Below are 20520 nucleotides of genomic sequence, written 5' to 3'. Positions count from 1 at the left end.
TTGATGGCCTGGTTACTGGCCTTGCTCAAGCACCGAAATAGGTTTCGAGCGAATCGGCTCACCCTGATTAATGTTAATCTCAACCCGGCGGTTGCTGGCCAGTTCTTCCGGTGTTTGCGGATCCTCAATCAGGGGGTCGTTAGACGCCTTGCCCACCACCGACATTCGCGTTTCATCAAACCCCGGTGCCGAGCGCAGTGCTTCGGCAACGGCAACCGCACGTTGCGCAGATAAGTCCCAGTTAGAGCTGTACAACTCATTGGAAATCTGTTGCTTATCGCTATGTCCTGACACCTCTATCTGACCCGGCATATCCGCCAGGATCTCACCAATCTGGCGAATAACCGGGCGAAATTGCGGTTGTAAAAATGCCGAACCGGCAGAAAACGAGCCATTCTCACGAATGCGAATGGTGATCTGCTGGCCCAGGGATTCCATTTCAATCGAGCCATCAAGAATTTGTTTTTGTAGTTGCTGGGCAACTTTTTTCATCATCTCAGCCACCTGCTCCTGATTAGCTGCCTGCTGGGTAGAGGCCGACTGATCGGTTGAGGTTTGTTGAGATTGCCCGCCGCGCTGAGTACCACGCTGCTTCTGGCGGCCCCCGGCTGAGTCTTCGTCGCCGGCCTGAAATTCCAGCATTTGCTGCGTCATATCAATGGTTTGCTGCTGAATGGTGTCAATCGGTGTCGGGTCCGGACGGCCCGGGCGAAACTCCATGGCAATTACACTGGTGCCTTTTGGTATGTCTTTCACTTCAATTTTGTTTTGCACACCAAAAGCAAACTTCATGGAGCCGGCTATCTGCTTAAATTTAAGCACGTCCATTTCGGAAAATGCCAGCAGCAGTACAAAGAAGCACATCAGCAGCGACATCAGGTCCGCAAAAGTCCCCATCCACGCGGGGAGGCCTTCGGGGGGGCATTTGGGGCACTCTTCTTCCTGCGCCATACTTTTTACTCTTCTTCCACCGCACCACGTTTACTGGCGGCGAGATAATTTTTCAGGATCCCTTCAATGACCCGCGGATTCTGACCATCGGCGATACCGACAATCCCGTCAAGAATCAATGACTGGTTGAGTTTCTCTTCATTCAGGCGGTTGCTAAGCTTAGCGGCGATTGGCAGACAGATAACATTAGCCAGAAAGGCTCCGTACAAAGTGGTTAACAAGGCCACCGCCATAGCAGGGCCGATAGCTTTGGGGTCATCCATGTTTGACAGCATAGCCACCAGACCGATAAGCGTACCAATCATCCCCATTGCCGGCGCTACGTCACCGAGGCCTTTAAAGATGGACACACCAAACTCGTGGCGTTCGGTGGTCATGGAAATGTCTTTTGCCAGGGTTTCCCGCACCACGTCGATGTCGTGACCATCCACCAGCATATCCACCCCTTTTTGCATAAAAGGGTTAACAATTTCAGCTTCTTCGAGGGCCAGAAAGCCCCCTTTCCGGGCTGCATCTGCCATTTCTACCACTTTCTCGATGAGATCTTCCGGCGTGTCGATTTTAAACATGAACGCCTTACCGGCGACTTTACCTGCGCCAAAAAACTGGCCAAGCGTGAACTGCGACATAACAACGAAAAGACTCCCGCAAAATACGATCAGTACCGAAGGAACGTCGACAAACATGCTGAGATCCCCACCGAGGATCATGGCCATTACAATAAAGCCAATGCCGCCTAACATTCCAACCAGGGTTGCTAAATCCACTTGTTTCCCTCACTTCATCACTTATTCAGGGCGAAACTGAACACATGGTGTTAAATATAGCTGCGAATTTTTCACAATGCAGTGCTGAGTCTGACAAAGTCATTCACACCAGCGAAGTTGTTATAGCATTGAGCCGACTAAGACTACTTACCGTCACCTGACATCCTAGCACTCAATACACTGTAGTCATTCTATCGGCAGTTATTTTTTTTTCTACACTGATATCGTTATAGATTTTATAACCGGTTATCATAAAACCAGTTCCCGCCACTGCCTGACAGCGCAAAACCTCGCATCCAGCGGCTAAACTATTTGACCCTCGCGCGGGCCTCGGTTAATGTGCCATCACTACGCAAAATGAGACCAGAAGAGGGATCCGTGAGCGATAAAGCCACTGCAGCCAGTCCGTCATTTGAACAAACCATCAGCGAACTGGAAACTATCGTCAATGAAATGGAACAAGGCGATTTGCCACTCCATGAGGCACTGAAAAAATTTGAACGCGGTATCGAGTTATCCCGCCTGAGCCAGAAGGCCCTGGTAGAAGCTGAGCAAAAAGTCAGAATACTCACCGAACAAAACGGCGAAGCCGCATTACAGGACTTCGCGGCAGATAACGAGGACTAACATGCAACTTGCTTCATTGCATCAGCACATCAAGCAACGCCTTGATGCCAGCCTGCAAGACCTCATCAACGATCTGCCCGATGCCGCACCGCGCCTGAAAGAATCCATGCTGTACGCCTTAACCAACGGTGGTAAACGGATGCGTCCGTTACTGGTTCACCTGGTAGGTAATATGCTCGACATTCCGGATAACGACCAGCGGGCTATCAGTATGGCCATTGAGTGTATTCATGCCTACTCCCTGGTTCACGACGATTTACCGGCAATGGATGATGACGAGCTGCGCCGGGGCAACCCAACCTGCCATATTGCGTTTGACGAAGCCACAGCTATCCTCGCTGGTGACGCTCTGCAAACCCAGGCTTTCAGTATTGTTGCCGAACATCCTATGAGCGCCGTTGCCGACCAGCGCCGAGCCCAACTGGTTGCAGTACTGGCTCGCGCTGCCGGTTATTCCGGCATGTGTGGCGGCCAGGCCATTGATTTAGCCGCCACGGGAAAACAAATTACACTGGCCGAACTACAGCATCTGCATCAGCTAAAAACCGGCGCGTTACTCACGGCCTGTGTGGAAATGGTATGTCTGGTAACCGAACAGCTTGATAGTAACCATCAACAGTTGCTGTGCCGTTTCGCTAACCGTATCGGCCTGGCATTTCAGGTCCAGGATGACATTCTGGACGTCACGGCCAGTACCGAAACACTCGGCAAACCGAAAGGCTCAGATGAAGCCCTGGGCAAAAATACTTTTCCTTCTTTGCTGGGATTAGACGGTGCGCGTCAGGAGTTGGCAAAATTACATCAAGAGGCGCTTCAAGCCTTGGACGGTTTGCCCTACAATACCGATTACTTAGTTGCATTTACCGATTTAATGGTGAGTCGCAGTCATTAACGGCCGCGACATCCCGCATAACGTATCAGAATAATAAATAATGACTCTAGATTTAGCGCACTATCCTACTCTTGCTCTGGCCCGTTCTCCCGAAGCATTACGCAAGCTTCCCCAGGACAAACTGCGGACCCTGGCCGACGAACTTCGCCAGTACCTGCTTACCTGTGTCAGTCAGAGCAGTGGTCATTTTGCCTCCGGTCTTGGCACCGTTGAACTTACCGTGGCGCTGCATTACATCTATAACACGCCCTTCGACAGGCTGATCTGGGATGTGGGTCATCAAGCCTACCCGCATAAAATTCTTACCGGCCGCGCCGAACAAATGTCGACCATCCGTAAAAAAGACGGATTACACCCTTTCCCATGGCCACCTGAAAGCGAGTTCGACACCTTCGCGGTGGGTCATTCATCCACCTCAATCAGTGCCGCTCTGGGCATGGCCATCGCCGCCGACAAAGAGCAACAGGGCCGCAAGGTGGTCGCCGTTATCGGTGACGGCGCCATGACTGCCGGGATGGCCTTTGAGGCTATGAACCACGCCGGCGATATCAGCAAAGATTTAGTGGTGGTACTAAACGATAACGAAATGTCGATTTCAGAGAACGTCGGCGCATTAAACAGCCACCTGGCCCGTCTGTTAACTGGCAACCTGTTTAACAGCATTCGCGACGGGGGCAAAAAACTACTGAGTAATGTGCCCCCCATCAAAGAATTTGCCAGCCGCGCCGAAGAACATATTAAAGGGATGGTAGTACCGGGCACCATTTTTGAAGAGCTGGGCTTTAATTACATTGGCCCCATTGATGGCCATGACATCAACGGTGTAGTCGACACCTTACGTAATATGCGTAAGTTTAAGGGCCCGCAACTGCTGCATGTGGTTACCCGCAAAGGTAAAGGTTACCCCGAAGCTGAAAAAGACCCTATTAAATTCCATGCCGTACCGAAGTTTAACCCGGCCGACCAGACCCTGCCCAAAGCCAAGGCATCCAAGCCCACTTTTTCGGCTATCTTTGGCAACTGGTTATGCGATATGGCTAAACAGGATCCCAAGCTAATGGCTATTACACCGGCGATGCGTGAAGGCTCAGGCATGGTTGCCTTTTCCCAGCAATTCCCCGAACAGTATTTCGACGTAGCCATTGCCGAACAACATGCAGTAACTTTAGGCGCAGGTATGGCCAAAGATGGTCTGAACCCAGTTGTTGCAATCTATTCAACGTTTTTACAGCGCGCTTACGACCAGCTGATCCACGACGTCGCCTTACAGAATCTGCCGGTATTATTTGCTATAGACCGTGCGGGTATTGTTGGCGCGGACGGCCCAACTCACCAGGGTGCTTTCGATATTGCTTTCCTGCGCTGTATTCCAAATATGATTGTTATGACCCCGTCGGATGAAAACGAGTGTCGGCAGATGCTTTATACCGGTCATATAGCCAACGCCCCGGCGGCGGTGAGATACCCCCGCGGAGCCGGCAAAGGCATTACTCCGGAAGAATCCATGACGGCCCTGCCGCTTGGTAAAAGCCGGACACTGCGAACCGGTAAAAAGATCGCGCTGTTAAACTTTGGTACGTTACTGCCGTTTGCCGAAGCAGCAGCCGAGGAGCTGGACGCCACCCTGATAGACATGCGGTTTGTGAAACCTTTGGATACCGACGTTCTCAACACCCTGAAAGCCGATCACGAATGCTTCGTGACACTGGAAGACGGCTGCATTTTGGGTGGTGCAGGTAGCGCGGTAAGCGAGTACGTGATGCAAACCCGGTTAAAAACCGATGTGCTGACTCTTGGCTTGCCTGACAGCTTTATTCTGCAGGGCACCCAGGAGGAGATGTACGCCGAGCTTGGCCTTGATAGCACCGGTATTATTGCCCGGGTAAACGACTATCTGGCCTGATCAATCTAACCGGCACCGAGCCAGCGGTGCCGGCGACGCTGAATAGTTTTAGCGTTACTTCCCCGCCCGCTTCATTAGACAAACCTGATTCGTTTTCTATACTCTGAGCATACCGCCAGATAGCATTGTTCAGGATGTAGTTATCACAACTCAGTCACCCGCTTTTTATCAGCAATTACCTGCGTACGATGACCTTGGCCATTCAGCCAAACAGGGTCACTACGCGACCCTGCCCGCTGACTGGCTGGTAGTGATATCCGACGTGAAAGGCTCCACTGAAGCCTTGTTGCGCGGCAAATATAAGGATATCAATGCCATCGCAGTTGCGATGATTGTTGCCGTGCGTAACTGTTTTACCGATACGGCATTGCCATTTGTGTTTGGCGGTGATGGCGCAACTATCTGTGTGCCTCCGGGTAATGAGGAGCAACTCAGGCAATGTCTGACCTCCTGCCAGCAAAGGGCTATCGGCCTCCATCTGGAGCTACGTATAGCGCTAATCCCCGCCACTACCCTGTATGCGGCAGGCCAGACTATCGGGGTGAGTAAACTGAAGGTTTCGCCACACTACCAGCAAGCTTGCTTCAGTGGCGGCGGGATCCGCTATGCAGAAAAGATCCTTAAAGATCCCGTCCTCAACCAGGCTTTTCTGATTGAAAATGCTCAACCCAATGCTGACTACTCGGGTTTTGAATGTCGTTGGAGCAACGTCACAAGCCGCCATGGCGAAACCCTCTCGCTCATTATTGAAGCCAGTTCACCGCAACAATATGAACAGGTGTTACAACACTTACAACAGATTACCGGTGGCCGGGAACACTACCACCCGATCGCCTCAGAGCAACTTTCGTTTGCCTGGTCTCCCGCCCGACTTGCCACCGAGATAAACATTCGCACAGAAACCAAATCGCTAGTCAGCCGATTTAGGTAACCCGAGATCGGCTTAAGCCACGACCATTGAATTACGCTCAACATCAGTAATATCAAGTGATGGCTTGTTTTCCTTGAGGCAGTAAGCAACCAGGCCTGCCATCAGATTAAGCGTAAAACCGTTCATACTGCGATGTCTTGAGTGCTCAATGAATGAAATGTTCTTCAATTGGTCGTTGATGGTTTCAATAATGAAGCGTTTTGAAAGCATTGCTCTGTCCCATAAAGACATCGCTTTTGCTTTCATATTTTTGCGAACCGTGGTGATAAGTTCGACGCCTTTATCAAATAAATTAGCTTCAAGTGCTTTGCTTAAATAGCCCTTGTCTCCGTACAATTTACCCGGTAAATGTTGAGCTAATTCCTCAACAGGTTTTGTGTCATGAACATTACCCGTCGTCACTTTTGCTGCGACTATTTCGCCGTGATGATTGACGATTAAGTGTAGTTTGAAACCATAAAACCAGCCCATGGTGCCTTTTCCTCTTTGTGCAATTCCGTCGAAGGTTTTATGTCTGGGAATGCGAATGTTGTGGCAGACTTTTAAACTCGTTGAGTCAATGAATTCGATGCCTGTAGGCTTGCCCTTAAGCGAACTAAAATAGGCACACATGGGGACAATAGTACGAGGCATCACTTCTAAAAAACGCGTGTAACTGAGTAGAACAGGGAAGTCTTTACGATAAAAAGCGTGAACATACCCCAAGTAATAATTCTTAAAATCACGATGATGTGACATGTGGAAACCGATAATAATGGTCATCATTTCACTCATTGACATACGGCAAGCTCGTTGTCTTTTTCGAGTACCGTCTTCCAGCAGCTGCTTTTGCCATTGAGGGATAAACACTTTGCAAAAATCATCGACATCGCAAAATAATTCTACTAACTTCTTCATGCCTGTTCCTTTTGTTTGATTGAATCGTTCTTGGTCGAAAGATCCGATCTGGGAACAGGCATTTAGTTCAATTTCTTAAACAGGATTGGGGTTAGGTATTATCTACACCTGGTGTTTATGAACCTGATTGGCGGCTGGCTGATGTCACGTAAAATAAAAACCGATGCCACCGACTGGGGCGCTTACAAACAGGATTTCATTGCAAACTGTGACTTTATAAAGTTCGAGGACGGTCTGAAAATGTGTATTAGCTGCACACCGGTACAGCGTGAGGCGATTATAGAGTACCTCAGCAGCCAGGAACAGGCCGGACAAATCACTTTTGGTATCCATGTGGCAAGCGCCGCTCTAATTACCTGTATGATAACTGCTTACCAGTCAGAGCATATCCACTTTATTGACGGGGCTGATGGCGGCTACAGCCTGGCTGCCCTGAACCTGAAGAATAAACGAACCACCAGACCAGCTCGCCGCTAACTGCGCGGCAAGCCCTCTAAATAGGCCAGTTCAGCGGTAAGATGTTCCACCGTAAACTGACCGACAACAAAATGAAAATAGACCGCTTCTTCCCAACCGTAGTATTTTTCGAGGATCAGTTTATCTTTACAGGCCTGTTCGAAGGGAACGCCAAACCGGTGTTTTCTGATCAGTTCCGCACTGCCCACCGAACCGCTTTTAATGGCTTGTAGATTATCATCCGGAGAGCCCAGTACCGGACCAGCCTGCAACCGACTCAGAAACCTGACATCCTTAATCTGATTGGTTTTCATTGCCAGTTCCTGATGAAAAAAATATGTGTAGTCGGCCAGTTTCGACAACCTCGTTCGCAGTTCAGAATTTTGAAATGGCAAAAAGTTATTATTCCCCAGCAGTAGCTCGGTATCACGAGCGGTGAGAATAACCTGAGAGTAATTTTGCACTAACTGAAAAGTGTCTTCGACAGACTCTATTGATTCGCCATTCTGCCCACAAGTACGCAATGTTTCTAATGCTAGTTGTACTTGAGGCAAACGCGAGCGATAGTACGCCTGAACTCTTTTTACCGCTTCTATGTTGGTTGCAATTTCCAGCTTAACCCGGTTGAAAGCGTCCTGATAAAGCTGATGCTGTTTGGCAGTATCGTTCCAGTTTGCGACCTGAACACCGATGAATACACCCAACACAACAATCAAAAAATCGACCAGTACAGCAAACCAGTTCTGTTGTTTTATGTGTAACGTAACGCGTCGTAACAACATGCCAAAAGCCCCTCCTTGTGCAATATTGATGATATATTGAGCTAAATTATCGAAATATTGCACCCGGTGCCAGCAAAGAATACTGCTAGCCAGGTTCAGTAAAGGCCGGTGAGCAGTAAAATCGCATGCAGGCTGGCACAAGCCATGATGCCGGCCACGACGTCATCCAACATAATGCCCAGTCCACCAGCCAGGTACTTATCAATGGGTTTGATTGGCCAGGGTTTTAAAATATCGAAGAAGCGGAACAACACAAAGCCTAACAACATGGTAAGTGGCGATAGAGGTACCCATAGGAAGGTAAGTAAGATACCGGCCACCTCGTCCCAGACAATGGAGCCGTGGTCGTGCACCTGCATGTCATCTGCGGTTTTACCGCACAGATAAATTCCTACAACACTGGCCAGCACCGCGGCAATCAGCAGTGCGAAGGGGGAAAGCCAGATAAACGGGATGAGCAATGGCAATGCCGCCAGCGAGCCAAAAGTACCGGGCATCAGGGGGATTAAACCACTGCCAAACCCCAGTGCCAGAAAGTGCACCGGATTTTTCATTGAGACCCGCTTGCGTAGCGCTTTATCCATTAAAACTCGTGCTCGTAGCCAGTGCTTTCATCGAGCACGTATTTTTCATCGTACAATCTGAGGTCCAGCTGACCTGCATAACCATTGACCTGGCCAATACAGGTTGCTTTCACATTAGCGTTAGTCAGTGACGTTTCCAGATTACCACGCTGCTCTTCGTTCACAGTAAAGACCAGCTCGTAATCATCGCCGGCCGCCAGCGCGTATCGGTAAGCCTGCTGGGCTCCCACGGTCTCAAACAAAGCCGATGACACGGGCAGTCGATCAACATGTACAGTGGCGCCGCAGCCAGACATCTTGAGAATATGCCCTAAATCAGACACCAGACCATCAGACACGTCGATACAAGCATTGGCTGTACGACGCAGGGATGTGCCTGCCATCACTCTCGGAGTAGGATAATAATGACGATTAATCAGGTAATCACGGTGCTCGCCAACAGCTTCGATTTCGCCTTTAAGGATATCCAGACCAGCTCCCGCATCACCGAGATTGCCAGTAACATAAATCCAGTCACCGGGCTTGGCATTGCTGCGGCGTAACTCGGTGTCTGGTGGCACAAAGCCCTGGGCAGTAATGGTTAATGCCAGTGGTCCGGTAACCGTATCGCCACCAATCAGTTGCACCGAATAATACTCGGTTAGCTCGTACAGACCATTAACGAATTCATTTATCCAATTTTCATCATATGACGGCAACGACAGCGACAAACTAATCCACGCAGGCTCTGCTCCGGAGGACGCCAGGTCACTCAGATTAACCGCTACCGCCTTATAAGCGACGGAGCGCGCGGGTGCATCAGAGAGAAAATGAACACCGCTGATCAGCGTGTCAGTGGTTACAGCCAGATGTTGGTTATCGGGTACTTTGGTCACAGCACAGTCATCGCCAATTCCGAGGATCACGTCTTTTCTAACGTGACCACGTTGGGCAAAGTACTGTTTTATCAGATCAAACTCTTTCACAGTAATCCGGAAAGTTGAGAAATTTAAAAGAAGGGCGTCCTGCCCTGATTTCAACGGTAGCTGGCTTAGCCGCGCTCATGAGGACGCAGGGTTTTCACCGCTTTGTCCAGCGCACCATTCACAAACTTGTGGCTGTCTTCGGCGCCAAAAGATTTGGCCAGTTCGATGGCCTCGTTGATAATTACTTTGTATGGGACATCGATTTGTTCGGTTAGTTCATAAGTGGCTAACCGTAAAATCGCTTTTTCGATAGGATCCAGTTCTTCGGGCAAACGACCAAGATAGGGCTTAATGGTGCTGTCTAACTGAGACGCACTGCGCACTACCCCACGCAGCAAGGACTGAAAATAGTTCATATCCACTTTTTTCATGTCATTGCTGGTCGCCAGAGCGAGTTCAATCTGGTCGATCTGGTTTTGGGTCATTTGCCAGGAGTAAACGCCTTGCAGCGCAATTTCACGGGCCCGACGGCGAGGAGAAACTTTCACGTTAGTTTCCTTATGCCAGATCGTCTAGGTTAGACATAACATTGACCATTTCAAGCGCGCCCAAGGCAGCTTCAGAGCCTTTGTTACCGGCTTTGGTACCAGAACGCTCAATGGCTTGTTCGATAGAGTCTGTAGTGATCACACCAAACGACACGGGTAAACCGTATTCCAGTGACACCTGGGCCAGACCCTTGTTGCACTCACCGGCAACAAAATCAAAGTGCGGAGTACCGCCGCGGATCACTGCGCCTAAGGCAATGATAGCGTCGAACTTTTTAGATTCGGCTAACTTTTTCGCCGCTACAGGCAGCTCATAAGCGCCAGGTACGCGAACCAGTGTGACATCTTCATCACTGACTTCACCATGACGCTCCAGCGTGTCCAGCGCGCCTTCTAACAAACTTTCCACTACAAAGCTGTTAAAACGTGAAACAACAATGGCAAATTTCTTACCTGTTGCGCGAATATTACCTTCGATAACCTGCATAGCCCAAATCCCGTATGAATCCCGTGTCAAAAACGGCGCGAAGTATACCACAACAGCGCCAAAACCCAATCGTTAGTCGTGAATATACTCAACAACTTCCAGGCCAAATCCGGAAAGCGCGTGATATTTAATGGGTTTACTTAATAAACGCATTTTTTGCACGCCCATGGCGGCCAGGATCTGACTTCCCACACCAACTGTGCGCGATGATCCCTGCCAGTTTTTACCTACCGGTTGCTCGCCACGATCTTCTGCGGCGAAGCGTTGTAACTGCGATTCCAGATCTTCTTCTTTACCCAGTAATACCAGCACACCACCTTCCTCAGCTATTTGCTCCATGGCATCAGGTAAAGTCATAGAACGGGAAATCCCGCGGGTAGAGCCCAGCAGGTCGCTCAGGGTGTTATGCAGATGCACCCGCACCAGGGTTGGCTCCTCAGCCTGAACATCGCCTTTTTTGAGGGCAAAATGCAGCTGGTTGTCGATAACATCCTTAAAGGTATGCAGCTCAAACTCGCCGTATTGAGTAGGTAGCTGACAACTGGATACCTTCTTAATCGTGGTTTCGTTAAGATTACGGTATTCAATTAAATCGGCAATCGTACCGATTTTAATATCATGTTCGGCGGCGAACGCTTCAAGCTGCGGACGGCGAGCCATACTGCCATCGTCGTTTAAGACCTCAACAATCACCGCTGCCGGTTCACAACCCGCCAGTCTGGCCAGATCAACACCGGCTTCGGTATGCCCTGCACGGTTAAGCACGCCGCCTTCTTTAGCAATCAGCGGAAATATATGCCCCGGTTGCACAATGTCTTTGGCCTGAGCGTCCTTCGCTACAGCAGCCAGAATGGTTGTGGCCCGGTCGGCAGCAGAAATACCGGTGGTAACCCCCTCTGCGGCTTCAATAGAAACCGTAAAGTTAGTCGAAAACTGGGCTTTATTCAGGTCGACCATCAACGGCAGGTTTAAACGCTGACAGCGCTCTGCCGTCATCGGCAAACACACCAGGCCACGGGCGTGTTTTACCATGAAGTTAATGGCTTCGGGAGTGACATGCTCAGCAGCCATGATGATATCGCCTTCGTTTTCGCGATCTTCGTCATCCATCAGGATGACCATCTTGCCTAGCTTGATGTCTTCGATTATTTCAGCGGTGCTATTAAGTGCCATAAATATTAAGTCTTGTAGGGTTATTTTTTTAGATAGCCGTGTTCGGCGAGAAATTCCAGACTGATGTCATTTTTTTTGCTGGCGGCTTTGTCGCCTAGCATCAGTCGCTCCAGATAGCGGGCGATAACGTCCACTTCCAAATTCACTCTGGTACCGGTTTTATAAGTGCCCAGCACCGTTTCCTGCAGCGTATGGGGAATGATCCATAGCATAAACTCGCTGCCGTTCACTTTGTTTACAGTGAGACTAACGCCATCAACCGTGATGCTGCCCTTGTGGGCAATATATTTAGCCAGATCATCCGGCGCGTCGATCCAGATTTCTACGTAATCGCTGTGTTGAATAATACGGGACACTTCGCCCACACCATCAACGTGGCCGGAGACAATATGCCCGCCGAAGCGCGAGCTTACCTGCATGGCTTTCTCCAGATTTACCTGGGCGCCCGGTTTATACTGGGCAAAACCGGTCAGGCGGATAGTCTCGGCAGAAACGTCCGCACTGTAATGATGCGGACTGTAATCAACAACAGTAAGACAAACGCCATTGGTAGCAATGCTGTCTCCCAGTGCCACGTCGGACATATCCAGCTTACCCACGCCAACTTTAAGACGAATGGATTCGCCCTGGTCGACCATGGAATCGATGGTTCCGAGCGCTTCAATAATTCCAGTGAACATAATGTCTTCTCGTGTTCTTTATGATGACTTGTCGACGGCCAATTGGTAGGTCAACCGGATGTCTTCTGCTATATGTCTGATGTGGGTTAATTTCAAGTCCGGCGTCTCACTTACCTGATCATAATCCGGCAGAGTGAGCATCGATACGCCTTTGTCGCCAAGCAGTTTAGGCGCCTGGTAAACGATCAACTCATCCACCAGTCCATTGGCCATAAAGGCCCCGGCCAGGCCGGCACCGGATTCTACTAACACTTCATTAATGCTGCGCTCAGCCAGTTCAGCGAGCAGCAGATGTAAATCAATCTTTCCTGCTGCGGATAACGGTAACTGACACTGCTCAACGTCCTGACTAAACCCCGCCCGAAAATGCTGGTTCACCAGCAATACCGGGTGGCCATCGTTAAACATCAGCCAGTTTGGCGTGAGTCTTTCCTGCGAATCAATCACCACCCGCAACGGTTGTCGTACTGTGGAAAGCGGATAATTGTCGAGGTCAGCCTGCTCAGGGCGCACCAGCATACTCGGGTTATCGGCAATCACCGTACCACTGCCGGTAATGATCGCGCAGCTCTGCGCCCGCAGTCGCTGTACATCTCGTCGCGCCGCAGCCCCGGTGATCCACTTGCTCGCACCGTTAGCCAGCGCTATTTTACCGTCCAGGCTGACACCTAATTTAACTCTTACCCAGGGCAAGTTTTGTTGCATTCGCTTAATAAATCCCGGATTAAGTGCCCTGGCCTGCTCTGTGCAAACATCTTGGGTCACTGCAATACCGGCGGCTTTGATTCGTTCAATGCCACTGCCACTTACCTGCGGATTAGGATCGGTCATCCCCACTACTACCCTTGCGACCCCGGCTTTAATCAGCGCATCAGCGCACGGCGGCGTACGGCCAGTATGACTACAGGGTTCGAGGGTAACATAGGCAGTAGCGTCACGGGCGTTGTCACCTGCGGCAACCAGCGCATGCACTTCGGCATGCGGCGTGCCAGCCTGAATGTGATATCCCTGGCCAATGCAGATTTCATCTTTAACGATAACGCAGCCAACACGAGGATTGGGAGAGGTGGTATAGCGCCCTTTTGCCGCCAGTTGAATGGCTTTTGCCATCCAGTATTCATCAGGGGCAGGGCTGGGATTGAGGCGTTGCATGGGATTTAATCCCCCAGTCTGGCTATCTCTTCACCAAACTCTTTAATATCTTCAAAAGAACGATACACCGAGGCAAAACGCACGTAAGCCACTTTATCCAGCTCCTTTAAGGCATCCATAATAAGATTGCCTAACAATTCGCTTTCGACTTCCCGCTCGCCGGTTGCCCGCAATGTTGATTTGAGTTGCAATACACACTGCTCGATTTTTTCAGTGCTTACCGGGCGCTTTTCCAGTGCCCGTTGTAAACCTGCACGCAGTTTGTCTTCGTTGAAAGGCTCCCGGGTACCGTCGCGTTTGATGACTCGCGGCATTACCAGCTCGGCGCTCTCAAAGGTGGTAAAGCGTTCATGGCATTCAGCGCATTCCCGGCGCCGGCGCACCTGATGTCCTTCAGCGACTAACCTGGAATCAATAACCTTGGTTTCTTCGGCAGAACAAAAGGGACAATGCATAAACGCTCCTGCTTAGTAACCGGCTCAGCCAGTAACTACTGAGCCGTTATTCCCTGGATTAGGCGTATACCGGGAAGCGTGAGCACAGCTCAACCACTTCTTGCTGAACGCGTTCAACCACACTCTCGTCGCCCATATTATCCAGCACGTCACAAATCCAGCTGGCTACCTGTTTGGCTTCGATTTCACCAAAACCACGGCGGGTAATCGCTGGTGTACCGATACGCAGACCACTGGTCACAAACGGTGAACGTGGGTCATTCGGTACCGAGTTCTTGTTGACGGTAATGTTAGCACGACCAAGGGCTGCATCGGCATCTTTACCAGTAATATCTTTATCAATCAGATCTAACAGGAACAGGTGGTTATCAGTACCGTTAGAAACGATTTTATAACCGCGCTCCTGCATCACGCTTACCATGGCTTTGGCATTGGTAACGACTTGCTGTTGATAAGCTTTAAAGTCTGGCTGAAGAGCTTCTTTGAAAGCAACGGCTTTCGCAGCAATAACGTGGCACAGCGGGCCGCCCTGGTTACCCGGGAAGACTGAGCTGTTAAGCTTTTTATAAATGGTTTCATCACCACAGGCAGACAGGATCAGACCACCGCGTGGACCTGCTAAGGTTTTATGCGTTGTGGTAGTCACTACGTGAGCATGTGGCAGCGGGTTAGGATATACCCCTGCAGCAACAAGACCCGCTACGTGAGCCATATCGACCAATAGGAAGGCACCTACTTTATCGGCAATGGCACGGAAACGTTGCCAGTCAACAATGCCAGAGTAAGCAGAAAAGCCACCAATGATCATTTTTGGCTTGTGCTCTTCAGCCAGCGCTTCAACCTGTTCATAGTCAATTTCGCCGGTTTCTTCGTTTAAACCGTACTGCACTGCATTGTAGGTTTTACCAGAGAAGTTTACGCTGGCGCCGTGGGTTAAGTGGCCGCCTTCAGACAGGCTCATACCCAGTACGGTATCACCAGCGTTAAGCAACGCCATAAAGACGGCAGAGTTTGCCTGCGAACCAGAGTGCGGCTGAACGTTGGCGTATTCAGCACCAAACAGTTGCTTGGCACGCTCAATGGCTAGGTCTTCAACAATGTCTACGTGCTCACAACCACCGTAGTAACGCTTACCAGGATAACCCTCAGCGTATTTATTGGTTAACTGCGACCCCTGGGCCTCCATTACTCGAGGGCTGCAATAGTTTTCAGAGGCAATTAGCTCGATGTGGTGTTCCTGGCGTTGATTCTCTTTATCAATCGCTGCGGCTAATTCCGGATCAAAATCGGCAATGTTCATTTGGCGCGGTAACATGAAGGCTCCTTACTGCGTTTTGGGGTCGCGTAAAATCAGAGACGCATATTCTAGTCATTTTACGTGCTATGTATACTGCTTTGTGGCTGATTTATGACAAATCCGAACAGTAATAGCACAAAGTGGCTGTCAACGGCGGGTTACACTAAGCGGGTGCGGCCTGCTCAGACGCGCTGGCCCGTCATGCAAAGAAAGTATGACAGGCCATTGGATAGCAAACGTCAGCCGTTTTTTTCCAGCTGTTTTACACGGTCAAAAAGTTGCTCTAACTGGCGGTTACGCACCGCATTTTTGCGCCATTCGCGATTGGTCATCGCTGGTTGACCGGATGAATAAACGCCAGGCTCTTTAATGTCGCTGATGACCATGGTGTAACCGGTGATTTGCACCTTATCGCAGATAGTCAAGTGACCACCTATGCCGCAACCACCGGCAATAATGACATATTTGCCAATGGTCGCACTGCCGGCGATGCCGGTCGCACCACAAATACAGCTGTGGTCGCCAATAATACAGTTATGGCCGATTTGTACCTGATTATCAATAATCACGTTCTTGCCGATAATGGTATCGTCCAGGGCACCGCGGTCGATGGTACTTGAGGCGCCAATCTGGCTGTCATCACCAATTACGACCGAGCCGGTTTGCGGTATGGGTAACCAGGTCCCTGCATCGTTGGCATAGCCAAAGCCGTCGGCACCAATCACTGTCTGACTGTGAATACGTACCCGCTGACCGATACGAGCGCCATGGTACACCGTAACATTAGGATGAATTACCGAACCGTTGCCAATATGCGAGCCACGGCTGATCACCGTGTGTGCGCCAATCACCACATTGTCGCCCAACACTACGTCATCTTCGATAACGCAATAAGGTCCGAGGGCTACGTTGTCGCCCAGCCTGGCTGAGTCGGCCACTACGGCTGTTTTGTGCTGGCCTACCGCCACACCCGGTGTAGTATCAAATATTTGTGCTATGCGGGCGAAGGCGGCATGAGGGTTGTTATGCAATAAGCCGGGCAGCGGACAGTTTTCCGCTTCGTTGGGATGCAAAATAACGGCCCCTGCTTCAGTCGACTGCAGTTGAGAACGATACTTACCGTTGGTTAAAAATGAAATTTGGGAAGATGTTGCACTGCTCAGGGTGCTGACGCCACAAAGCATGACTGAGCCGTCGCCGTGGACATCGCCACCAACCTGCTCAGCAAGTTGAGCCAAAGACAGCGATTGAGGTTGTGCTGGCATGAAAAATCCTTCATTAATTCTAGGCATACCCGACAGCGGATGAATAGCGGCAATCAAGCCTGCCGGACATTAAACCTGTTTCCGATTGAGGTAGTTTACAAAAAAAAACACCGGTTGGCTCACACGTGATTTAAAAAATACCACTTTGTACTAACCTATAAGCCGCAGACGCCTACCAAGTGGCTGCGTCTTTGATTACAATAGCGACTTTCTAAAAAGCCAGGACCAAGCATGTCACAATACGTATATACCATGCACCGGGTGGGCAAGATTGTGCCACCCAATCGTCAGATTCTAAAAGACATTTCACTGAGTTTTTTCCCCGGCGCAAAAATTGGCGTACTGGGCTTAAACGGCGCCGGTAAATCCACACTGCTGCGCATTATGGCCGGCGTTGACACCGAGATTGAAGGTGAAGCCCGTGCCCAGCCCGGCATTAATATTGGTTACCTGCCCCAGGAACCCCAACTGGACGAAACCAAAGATGTGCGCGGCAATATTGAAGAAGCCGTGGCAGATGTTGCCCATGCACTAAAACGCCTCGACGAAGTGTATGCCGCTTACGCCGATCCGGATGCCGACTTTGATGCCCTCGCGAAAGAACAAGGCGAGCTGGAAGCCATTATTCAGACCAAAGACGGTCACAATCTTGAAAACGCACTGGAACGCGCCGCCGATGCACTGCGTTTGCCGCCATGGGATGCCGACGTCAGCAAGCTGTCTGGTGGAGAACGCCGCCGTGTAGCACTGTGCCGCCTGCTGCTGGAAAAGCCCGACATGCTGCTACTCGACGAACCGACTAACCACCTGGATGCCGAATCTGTGGCCTGGTTAGAACGCTTCCTCCACGACTATGAAGGCACCGTAGTGGCGATTACCCACGACCGGTATTTCCTCGATAACGTAGCAGGCTGGATTTTGGAACTCGACCGTGGTCACGGTATTCCGTGGGAAGGTAACTACTCCAGCTGGCTGGAGCAAAAAGAGGCCCGCCTTGAGCAGGAAGAGCGCACTGAGAACGCCCGTCAGAAGTCTATTAAACAGGAACTTGAGTGGGTACGTACTAACCCCAAAGGTCGTCAGGCTAAAAGCAAGGCACGTATGTCACGGTTTGAAGAACTTTCAAGCGGTGATTACCAGAAACGTAACGAAACCAATGAGCTGTTCATCCCGCCGGGTGAGCGTTTGGGTGATAAGGTTATCGAAGTCGAGCACCTGAAAAAATCATACGGTGATCGCGTCCTTATCGACGACATGACGTTTACCGTACCTAAGGGGGCTATCGTTGGCATTATCGGCCCTAACGGTGCTGGTAAATCAACCCTGTTCAGAATGCTTACCGATAAAGAACAACCCGACTCGGGTTCAATCACCATTGGTGATACGGTAAAAATCGCCAGTGTTGAGCAGTTCCGTGACCACATGGATGGCAACAACACTGTGTGGCAGGAGTTGTCTGACGGCCAGGACATCGTGCGCATTGGCAATTTTGAGCTGAACAGCCGCGCCTATTGCAGCCGCTTTAACTTCAAAGGCACCGACCAGCAAAAATTCATCAAGGATTTATCCGGTGGTGAACGCAACCGGGTGCATCTGGCCAAGCTCTTAAAAGCGGGCGGCAACGTATTGCTGCTCGATGAGCCCACCAACGATTTAGATGTAGAAACCCTTCGCGCACTGGAAAACGCTCTGCTTGAGTTCCCGGGCTGCGCCATGGTTATCTCGCACGACCGTTGGTTCCTCGACCGTGTTGCTACCCACATACTTGATTACCGGGACGAAGGCAAAATTAACTTCTATGAAGGTAACTACAACGACTATGAAAACTGGTTAAAAGCCAACTTTGGTCAGGACGTGGTTGAACCACACCGACTGAAATACAAGCGTATCAGTAAGTAAATCGGTCAAACCTCCGGCTATGCACTACACTAAAATAAAGGTGCATAGCCAGTATATCAGCAGAGGAATCAGTTCTCCCATGCAACAAGAAAAACGCCATTTTCAACGGGTTGGCATTCATTTGTCAGGGCAGCTTATTACCGGACAGGGTGTCGCTATACCGGTAGAAGTGGTGGATGTATCGTTGCAGGGGCTGCGGGTAGCGCGTCTGCCAGCAGGGGTGAATCTGCCTGCTGCAGACAAGGTCGGGCTAAACTTTAAAGCGAATGAAGACAGTCCGGCGATATCCCTTAGCGGCGAAATAATCCGCCTCGGTCAGACACCGGACAACAGCGAGTCAGGCGAAGCGGGACTCCGCATTACGCATATTTCGGTTGACGATTTAGGCTTACTGCGGCGTTTGTTACTGTTGAATAGCGGTCAGGACGATCTTGACGCCACTGAGCTTGAAACCCTGGTCGACAAGATCACCGCGTCGATGCCTTCCGTCTAAGCGTCGAGCGCCTCCAGCGCATCACTCAGCTTGGTTACCGGGATAACAGTTAAGCCCGCTATTTTATTTTTCGGCGCGTTAGCCTTTGGCACAATAGCCCGCTTAAAGCCATGTTTAACCGCCTCACTCAAACGCTCACTGCCATTTGGCACCGGGCGAATTTCGCCAGCCAGCCCTACTTCACCAAAGACTATCAGTTCCCGGGGAAGAGCGCGGTTACGGAAACTGGATATCATGGCTACTAGTAAGGCCAGGTCGGCAGCTGTTTCACTCACTTTCACGCCGCCCACCACGTTAACAAACACATCCTGATCATTCATCTGCACATTGCCGTGACGATGCATCACCGCTAACAACATGGCTAACCGGTTTTGCTCGAGTCCCACGGTCACGCGGCGTGGGTTATTGAGCTGCGAGTAATCAACCAGAGCCTGGATCTCAACCAGTAACGGCCGGGTGCCTTCCCATATGACCATCACCACAGAGCCGGGGGCCTGACTGTCGCTGCGACTAAGGAATATGGCTGAGGGGTTACCGACTTCTTTCACCCCTTTGTCTGTCATACCAAATACGCCCAGTTCATTCACCGCACCAAAACGGTTTTTATGACTGCGCAGCGTTCTGAACCTGCCGTCACTCTCACCTTCGAGCATCATCGAGCAGTCAATACAATGCTCAAGGACCTTCGGCCCGGCCAGACTGCCGTCTTTGGTAACATGGCCAACAATAAACATGGCAATGTGATACTGCTTGGCAAAGCGGGTCAGATAGGCAGCGCTTTCCCTTACCTGCGACACGCTGCCCGGTGCTGACTGAACATCAGAGACATGCATCACCTGGATGGAATCGATCACCATGATCTGCGGTTTTTGCTTTAATGCCAGGTCGCAAATCATTTCAACATTGGTTTCTGCCAGCATCATGAGCTTATCATCGGGTAAGCCAAGACGTCTGGCGCGCATGGCGACCTGTTGCAACGATTCTTCACCGGTTACATACAAAGCAGGCTTGGATGCTGCTTGTTGACACATAACCTGCAGCAACAGCGTACTTTTGCCGGCGCCCGGCGAACCACCGATTAAAATGGCTGAGCCGGGCACAATACCGCCGCCCAGCACCCGGTCGAGCTCTTTCAACCCGGAGCTGAAACGGGGTAAATCTTCTACGTTAATCTCATTCAGTGTCTGGATTTGACTGTGCGTCTGGCCCGCATAGCCGGCAAAGCTGCCTTTCGCTGTGGATTTTGCCGGACTGACGACAAATTCGGAGATAGTGTTCCATGCTTTACACTCGCTGCACTGCCCCTGCCAGCGCGGAAATTCCGCCCCGCAATCAGAGCATACAAAAGCTGTTTTTCGTTTCGCCATAAATCAATT

General features: G+C 50.5%; 22 protein-coding genes. 7 read left to right on the top strand and 15 right to left on the bottom strand.

What is annotated here, in order from left to right; genetic code table 11:
• Positions 1 to 12 precede the first annotated feature (12 nt).
• Complete coding sequence (locus AC566Q_RS06735) at positions 13 to 951, bottom strand: flagellar motor protein MotB (RefSeq protein WP_499615108.1); 939 nt, start codon at positions 949 to 951, stop codon at positions 13 to 15.
• 5 nt (positions 952 to 956) lie between these two features.
• Complete coding sequence (gene pomA, locus AC566Q_RS06730; protein ID WP_499615105.1) at positions 957 to 1718, bottom strand: flagellar motor protein PomA; 762 nt, start codon at positions 1716 to 1718, stop codon at positions 957 to 959.
• A gap of 378 nt (positions 1719 to 2096) precedes the next feature.
• On the opposite strand from pomA, the gene xseB reads away from it, so the two are divergent.
• From xseB to AC566Q_RS06710, 4 genes are all read left to right on the top strand, one after another.
• On the top strand, positions 2097 to 2345 hold the full coding sequence (gene xseB / locus AC566Q_RS06725) for an exodeoxyribonuclease VII small subunit (protein WP_164464622.1): 249 nt from the start codon (positions 2097 to 2099) through the stop codon (positions 2343 to 2345).
• A 1-nt stretch (position 2346) separates the two neighbouring features.
• Positions 2347 to 3237 carry a (2E,6E)-farnesyl diphosphate synthase gene (ispA, locus tag AC566Q_RS06720; RefSeq protein ID WP_499615102.1) on the top strand — a complete coding sequence of 297 codons (891 nt, stop codon included), beginning with the start codon at positions 2347 to 2349 and terminating at the stop codon, positions 3235 to 3237.
• Positions 3238 to 3277: 40 nt separating this feature from the next.
• Complete coding sequence (gene dxs / locus AC566Q_RS06715; RefSeq protein ID WP_499615099.1) at positions 3278 to 5140, top strand: 1-deoxy-D-xylulose-5-phosphate synthase; 1863 nt, start codon at positions 3278 to 3280, stop codon at positions 5138 to 5140.
• Between the two features lie 103 nt (positions 5141 to 5243).
• On the top strand, positions 5244 to 6071 hold the full coding sequence (locus AC566Q_RS06710; RefSeq protein WP_499617388.1) for a DUF3095 family protein: 828 nt from the start codon (positions 5244 to 5246) through the stop codon (positions 6069 to 6071).
• A gap of 12 nt (positions 6072 to 6083) precedes the next feature.
• Here AC566Q_RS06710 and AC566Q_RS06705 read toward each other — a convergent pair whose 3' ends face one another.
• Complete coding sequence (locus AC566Q_RS06705) at positions 6084 to 6968, bottom strand: IS982 family transposase (RefSeq protein WP_105932938.1); 885 nt, start codon at positions 6966 to 6968, stop codon at positions 6084 to 6086.
• 84 nt (positions 6969 to 7052) lie between these two features.
• On the opposite strand from AC566Q_RS06705, the gene AC566Q_RS06700 reads away from it, so the two are divergent.
• Positions 7053 to 7445, top strand: coding sequence for a DUF3095 family protein (locus tag AC566Q_RS06700; RefSeq protein ID WP_499617385.1), 393 nt, complete (start codon positions 7053 to 7055; stop codon positions 7443 to 7445).
• On the opposite strand, the gene AC566Q_RS06695 is transcribed toward AC566Q_RS06700, so the two are convergent.
• The 11 genes from AC566Q_RS06695 to lpxD all read right to left on the bottom strand — a co-directional run bounded on the left by AC566Q_RS06695 (position 7442) and on the right by lpxD (position 16752).
• The gene (locus tag AC566Q_RS06695) at positions 7442 to 8206 is read right to left on the bottom strand and encodes a hypothetical protein (protein ID WP_499615096.1); all 765 of its coding nucleotides are present in this window, start codon (positions 8204 to 8206) and stop codon (positions 7442 to 7444) included. The genes AC566Q_RS06700 and AC566Q_RS06695 overlap by 4 nt on opposite strands.
• A 95-nt stretch (positions 8207 to 8301) precedes the next feature.
• Entirely contained in the window at positions 8302 to 8790 is a 489-nt protein-coding gene (locus tag AC566Q_RS06690) for a phosphatidylglycerophosphatase A family protein (RefSeq protein WP_499615093.1), read from the bottom strand.
• Positions 8790 to 9755 (bottom strand): thiamine-phosphate kinase, encoded by a 966-nt coding sequence (thiL, locus tag AC566Q_RS06685; RefSeq protein ID WP_499615091.1) that lies wholly within the window; start codon positions 9753 to 9755, stop codon positions 8790 to 8792. The genes AC566Q_RS06690 and thiL overlap by 1 nt, the downstream gene beginning before the upstream one ends.
• A 65-nt stretch (positions 9756 to 9820) precedes the next feature.
• Positions 9821 to 10243 (bottom strand): transcription antitermination factor NusB, encoded by a 423-nt coding sequence (gene nusB / locus AC566Q_RS06680; protein WP_105935643.1) that lies wholly within the window; start codon positions 10241 to 10243, stop codon positions 9821 to 9823.
• 10 nt (positions 10244 to 10253) lie between these two features.
• The gene (gene ribH, locus AC566Q_RS06675; RefSeq protein WP_273020753.1) at positions 10254 to 10730 is read right to left on the bottom strand and encodes a 6,7-dimethyl-8-ribityllumazine synthase; all 477 of its coding nucleotides are present in this window, start codon (positions 10728 to 10730) and stop codon (positions 10254 to 10256) included.
• 72 nt (positions 10731 to 10802) lie between these two features.
• On the bottom strand, positions 10803 to 11903 hold the full coding sequence (gene ribBA / locus AC566Q_RS06670; protein WP_499615088.1) for a bifunctional 3,4-dihydroxy-2-butanone-4-phosphate synthase/GTP cyclohydrolase II: 1101 nt from the start codon (positions 11901 to 11903) through the stop codon (positions 10803 to 10805).
• A gap of 20 nt (positions 11904 to 11923) precedes the next feature.
• On the bottom strand, positions 11924 to 12583 hold the full coding sequence (locus AC566Q_RS06665; protein WP_499615086.1) for a riboflavin synthase: 660 nt from the start codon (positions 12581 to 12583) through the stop codon (positions 11924 to 11926).
• An 18-nt stretch (positions 12584 to 12601) separates the two neighbouring features.
• Positions 12602 to 13735 (bottom strand): bifunctional diaminohydroxyphosphoribosylaminopyrimidine deaminase/5-amino-6-(5-phosphoribosylamino)uracil reductase RibD, encoded by a 1134-nt coding sequence (gene ribD, locus AC566Q_RS06660; RefSeq protein ID WP_499615083.1) that lies wholly within the window; start codon positions 13733 to 13735, stop codon positions 12602 to 12604.
• Positions 13736 to 13740: 5 nt separating this feature from the next.
• On the bottom strand, positions 13741 to 14190 hold the full coding sequence (nrdR, locus tag AC566Q_RS06655) for a transcriptional regulator NrdR (RefSeq protein ID WP_105935638.1): 450 nt from the start codon (positions 14188 to 14190) through the stop codon (positions 13741 to 13743).
• A 58-nt stretch (positions 14191 to 14248) separates the two neighbouring features.
• Positions 14249 to 15505 carry a serine hydroxymethyltransferase gene (glyA, locus tag AC566Q_RS06650; RefSeq protein ID WP_105935637.1) on the bottom strand — a complete coding sequence of 419 codons (1257 nt, stop codon included), beginning with the start codon at positions 15503 to 15505 and terminating at the stop codon, positions 14249 to 14251.
• Positions 15506 to 15726: 221 nt separating this feature from the next.
• Positions 15727 to 16752, bottom strand: a complete 1026-nt coding sequence (lpxD, locus tag AC566Q_RS06645; protein WP_499615079.1) for a UDP-3-O-(3-hydroxymyristoyl)glucosamine N-acyltransferase — start codon at positions 16750 to 16752, stop codon at positions 15727 to 15729.
• A gap of 231 nt (positions 16753 to 16983) precedes the next feature.
• On the opposite strand from lpxD, the gene ettA reads away from it, so the two are divergent.
• Together ettA and AC566Q_RS06635 are read left to right on the top strand one after the other, a co-directional pair.
• Complete coding sequence (ettA, locus tag AC566Q_RS06640; RefSeq protein ID WP_499615077.1) at positions 16984 to 18651, top strand: energy-dependent translational throttle protein EttA; 1668 nt, start codon at positions 16984 to 16986, stop codon at positions 18649 to 18651.
• Positions 18652 to 18730: 79 nt separating this feature from the next.
• Entirely contained in the window at positions 18731 to 19144 is a 414-nt protein-coding gene (locus AC566Q_RS06635) for a PilZ domain-containing protein (RefSeq protein ID WP_499615073.1), read from the top strand.
• On the opposite strand, the gene radA is transcribed toward AC566Q_RS06635, so the two are convergent.
• Positions 19141 to 20511, bottom strand: coding sequence for a DNA repair protein RadA (radA, locus tag AC566Q_RS06630; protein WP_499615070.1), 1371 nt, complete (start codon positions 20509 to 20511; stop codon positions 19141 to 19143). The genes AC566Q_RS06635 and radA overlap by 4 nt on opposite strands.
• Between the last annotated feature and the right edge of the window lie 9 nt (positions 20512 to 20520).

It is taken from the genome of Alteromonas sp. H02 (assembly GCF_059682525.1).
This window is presented reverse-complemented; position numbering and strand designations above follow the sequence as displayed.

Excerpts from the sequence above, each read along its gene's own strand:
- AC566Q_RS06735 (WP_499615108.1), bottom strand. The coding sequence starts at position 951 with ATGGCGCAGGAAGAAGAGTGCCCCAAATGCCCCCCCGAAGGCCTCCCC.
- ispA (WP_499615102.1), top strand. The coding sequence starts at position 2,347 with ATGCAACTTGCTTCATTGCATCAGCACATCAAGCAACGCCTTGATGCC.
- dxs (WP_499615099.1), top strand. The coding sequence starts at position 3,278 with ATGACTCTAGATTTAGCGCACTATCCTACTCTTGCTCTGGCCCGTTCT.
- AC566Q_RS06705 (WP_105932938.1), bottom strand. The coding sequence starts at position 6,968 with ATGAAGAAGTTAGTAGAATTATTTTGCGATGTCGATGATTTTTGCAAA.
- AC566Q_RS06695 (WP_499615096.1), bottom strand. The coding sequence starts at position 8,206 with ATGTTGTTACGACGCGTTACGTTACACATAAAACAACAGAACTGGTTT.
- AC566Q_RS06690 (WP_499615093.1), bottom strand. The coding sequence starts at position 8,790 with ATGGATAAAGCGCTACGCAAGCGGGTCTCAATGAAAAATCCGGTGCAC.
- ribH (WP_273020753.1), bottom strand. The coding sequence starts at position 10,730 with ATGCAGGTTATCGAAGGTAATATTCGCGCAACAGGTAAGAAATTTGCC.
- ribBA (WP_499615088.1), bottom strand. The coding sequence starts at position 11,903 with ATGGCACTTAATAGCACCGCTGAAATAATCGAAGACATCAAGCTAGGC.
- AC566Q_RS06665 (WP_499615086.1), bottom strand. The coding sequence starts at position 12,583 with ATGTTCACTGGAATTATTGAAGCGCTCGGAACCATCGATTCCATGGTC.
- ribD (WP_499615083.1), bottom strand. The coding sequence starts at position 13,735 with ATGCAACGCCTCAATCCCAGCCCTGCCCCTGATGAATACTGGATGGCA.
- nrdR (WP_105935638.1), bottom strand. The coding sequence starts at position 14,190 with ATGCATTGTCCCTTTTGTTCTGCCGAAGAAACCAAGGTTATTGATTCC.
- glyA (WP_105935637.1), bottom strand. The coding sequence starts at position 15,505 with ATGTTACCGCGCCAAATGAACATTGCCGATTTTGATCCGGAATTAGCC.
- lpxD (WP_499615079.1), bottom strand. The coding sequence starts at position 16,752 with ATGCCAGCACAACCTCAATCGCTGTCTTTGGCTCAACTTGCTGAGCAG.
- ettA (WP_499615077.1), top strand. The coding sequence starts at position 16,984 with ATGTCACAATACGTATATACCATGCACCGGGTGGGCAAGATTGTGCCA.
- AC566Q_RS06635 (WP_499615073.1), top strand. The coding sequence starts at position 18,731 with ATGCAACAAGAAAAACGCCATTTTCAACGGGTTGGCATTCATTTGTCA.
- radA (WP_499615070.1), bottom strand. The coding sequence starts at position 20,511 with ATGGCGAAACGAAAAACAGCTTTTGTATGCTCTGATTGCGGGGCGGAA.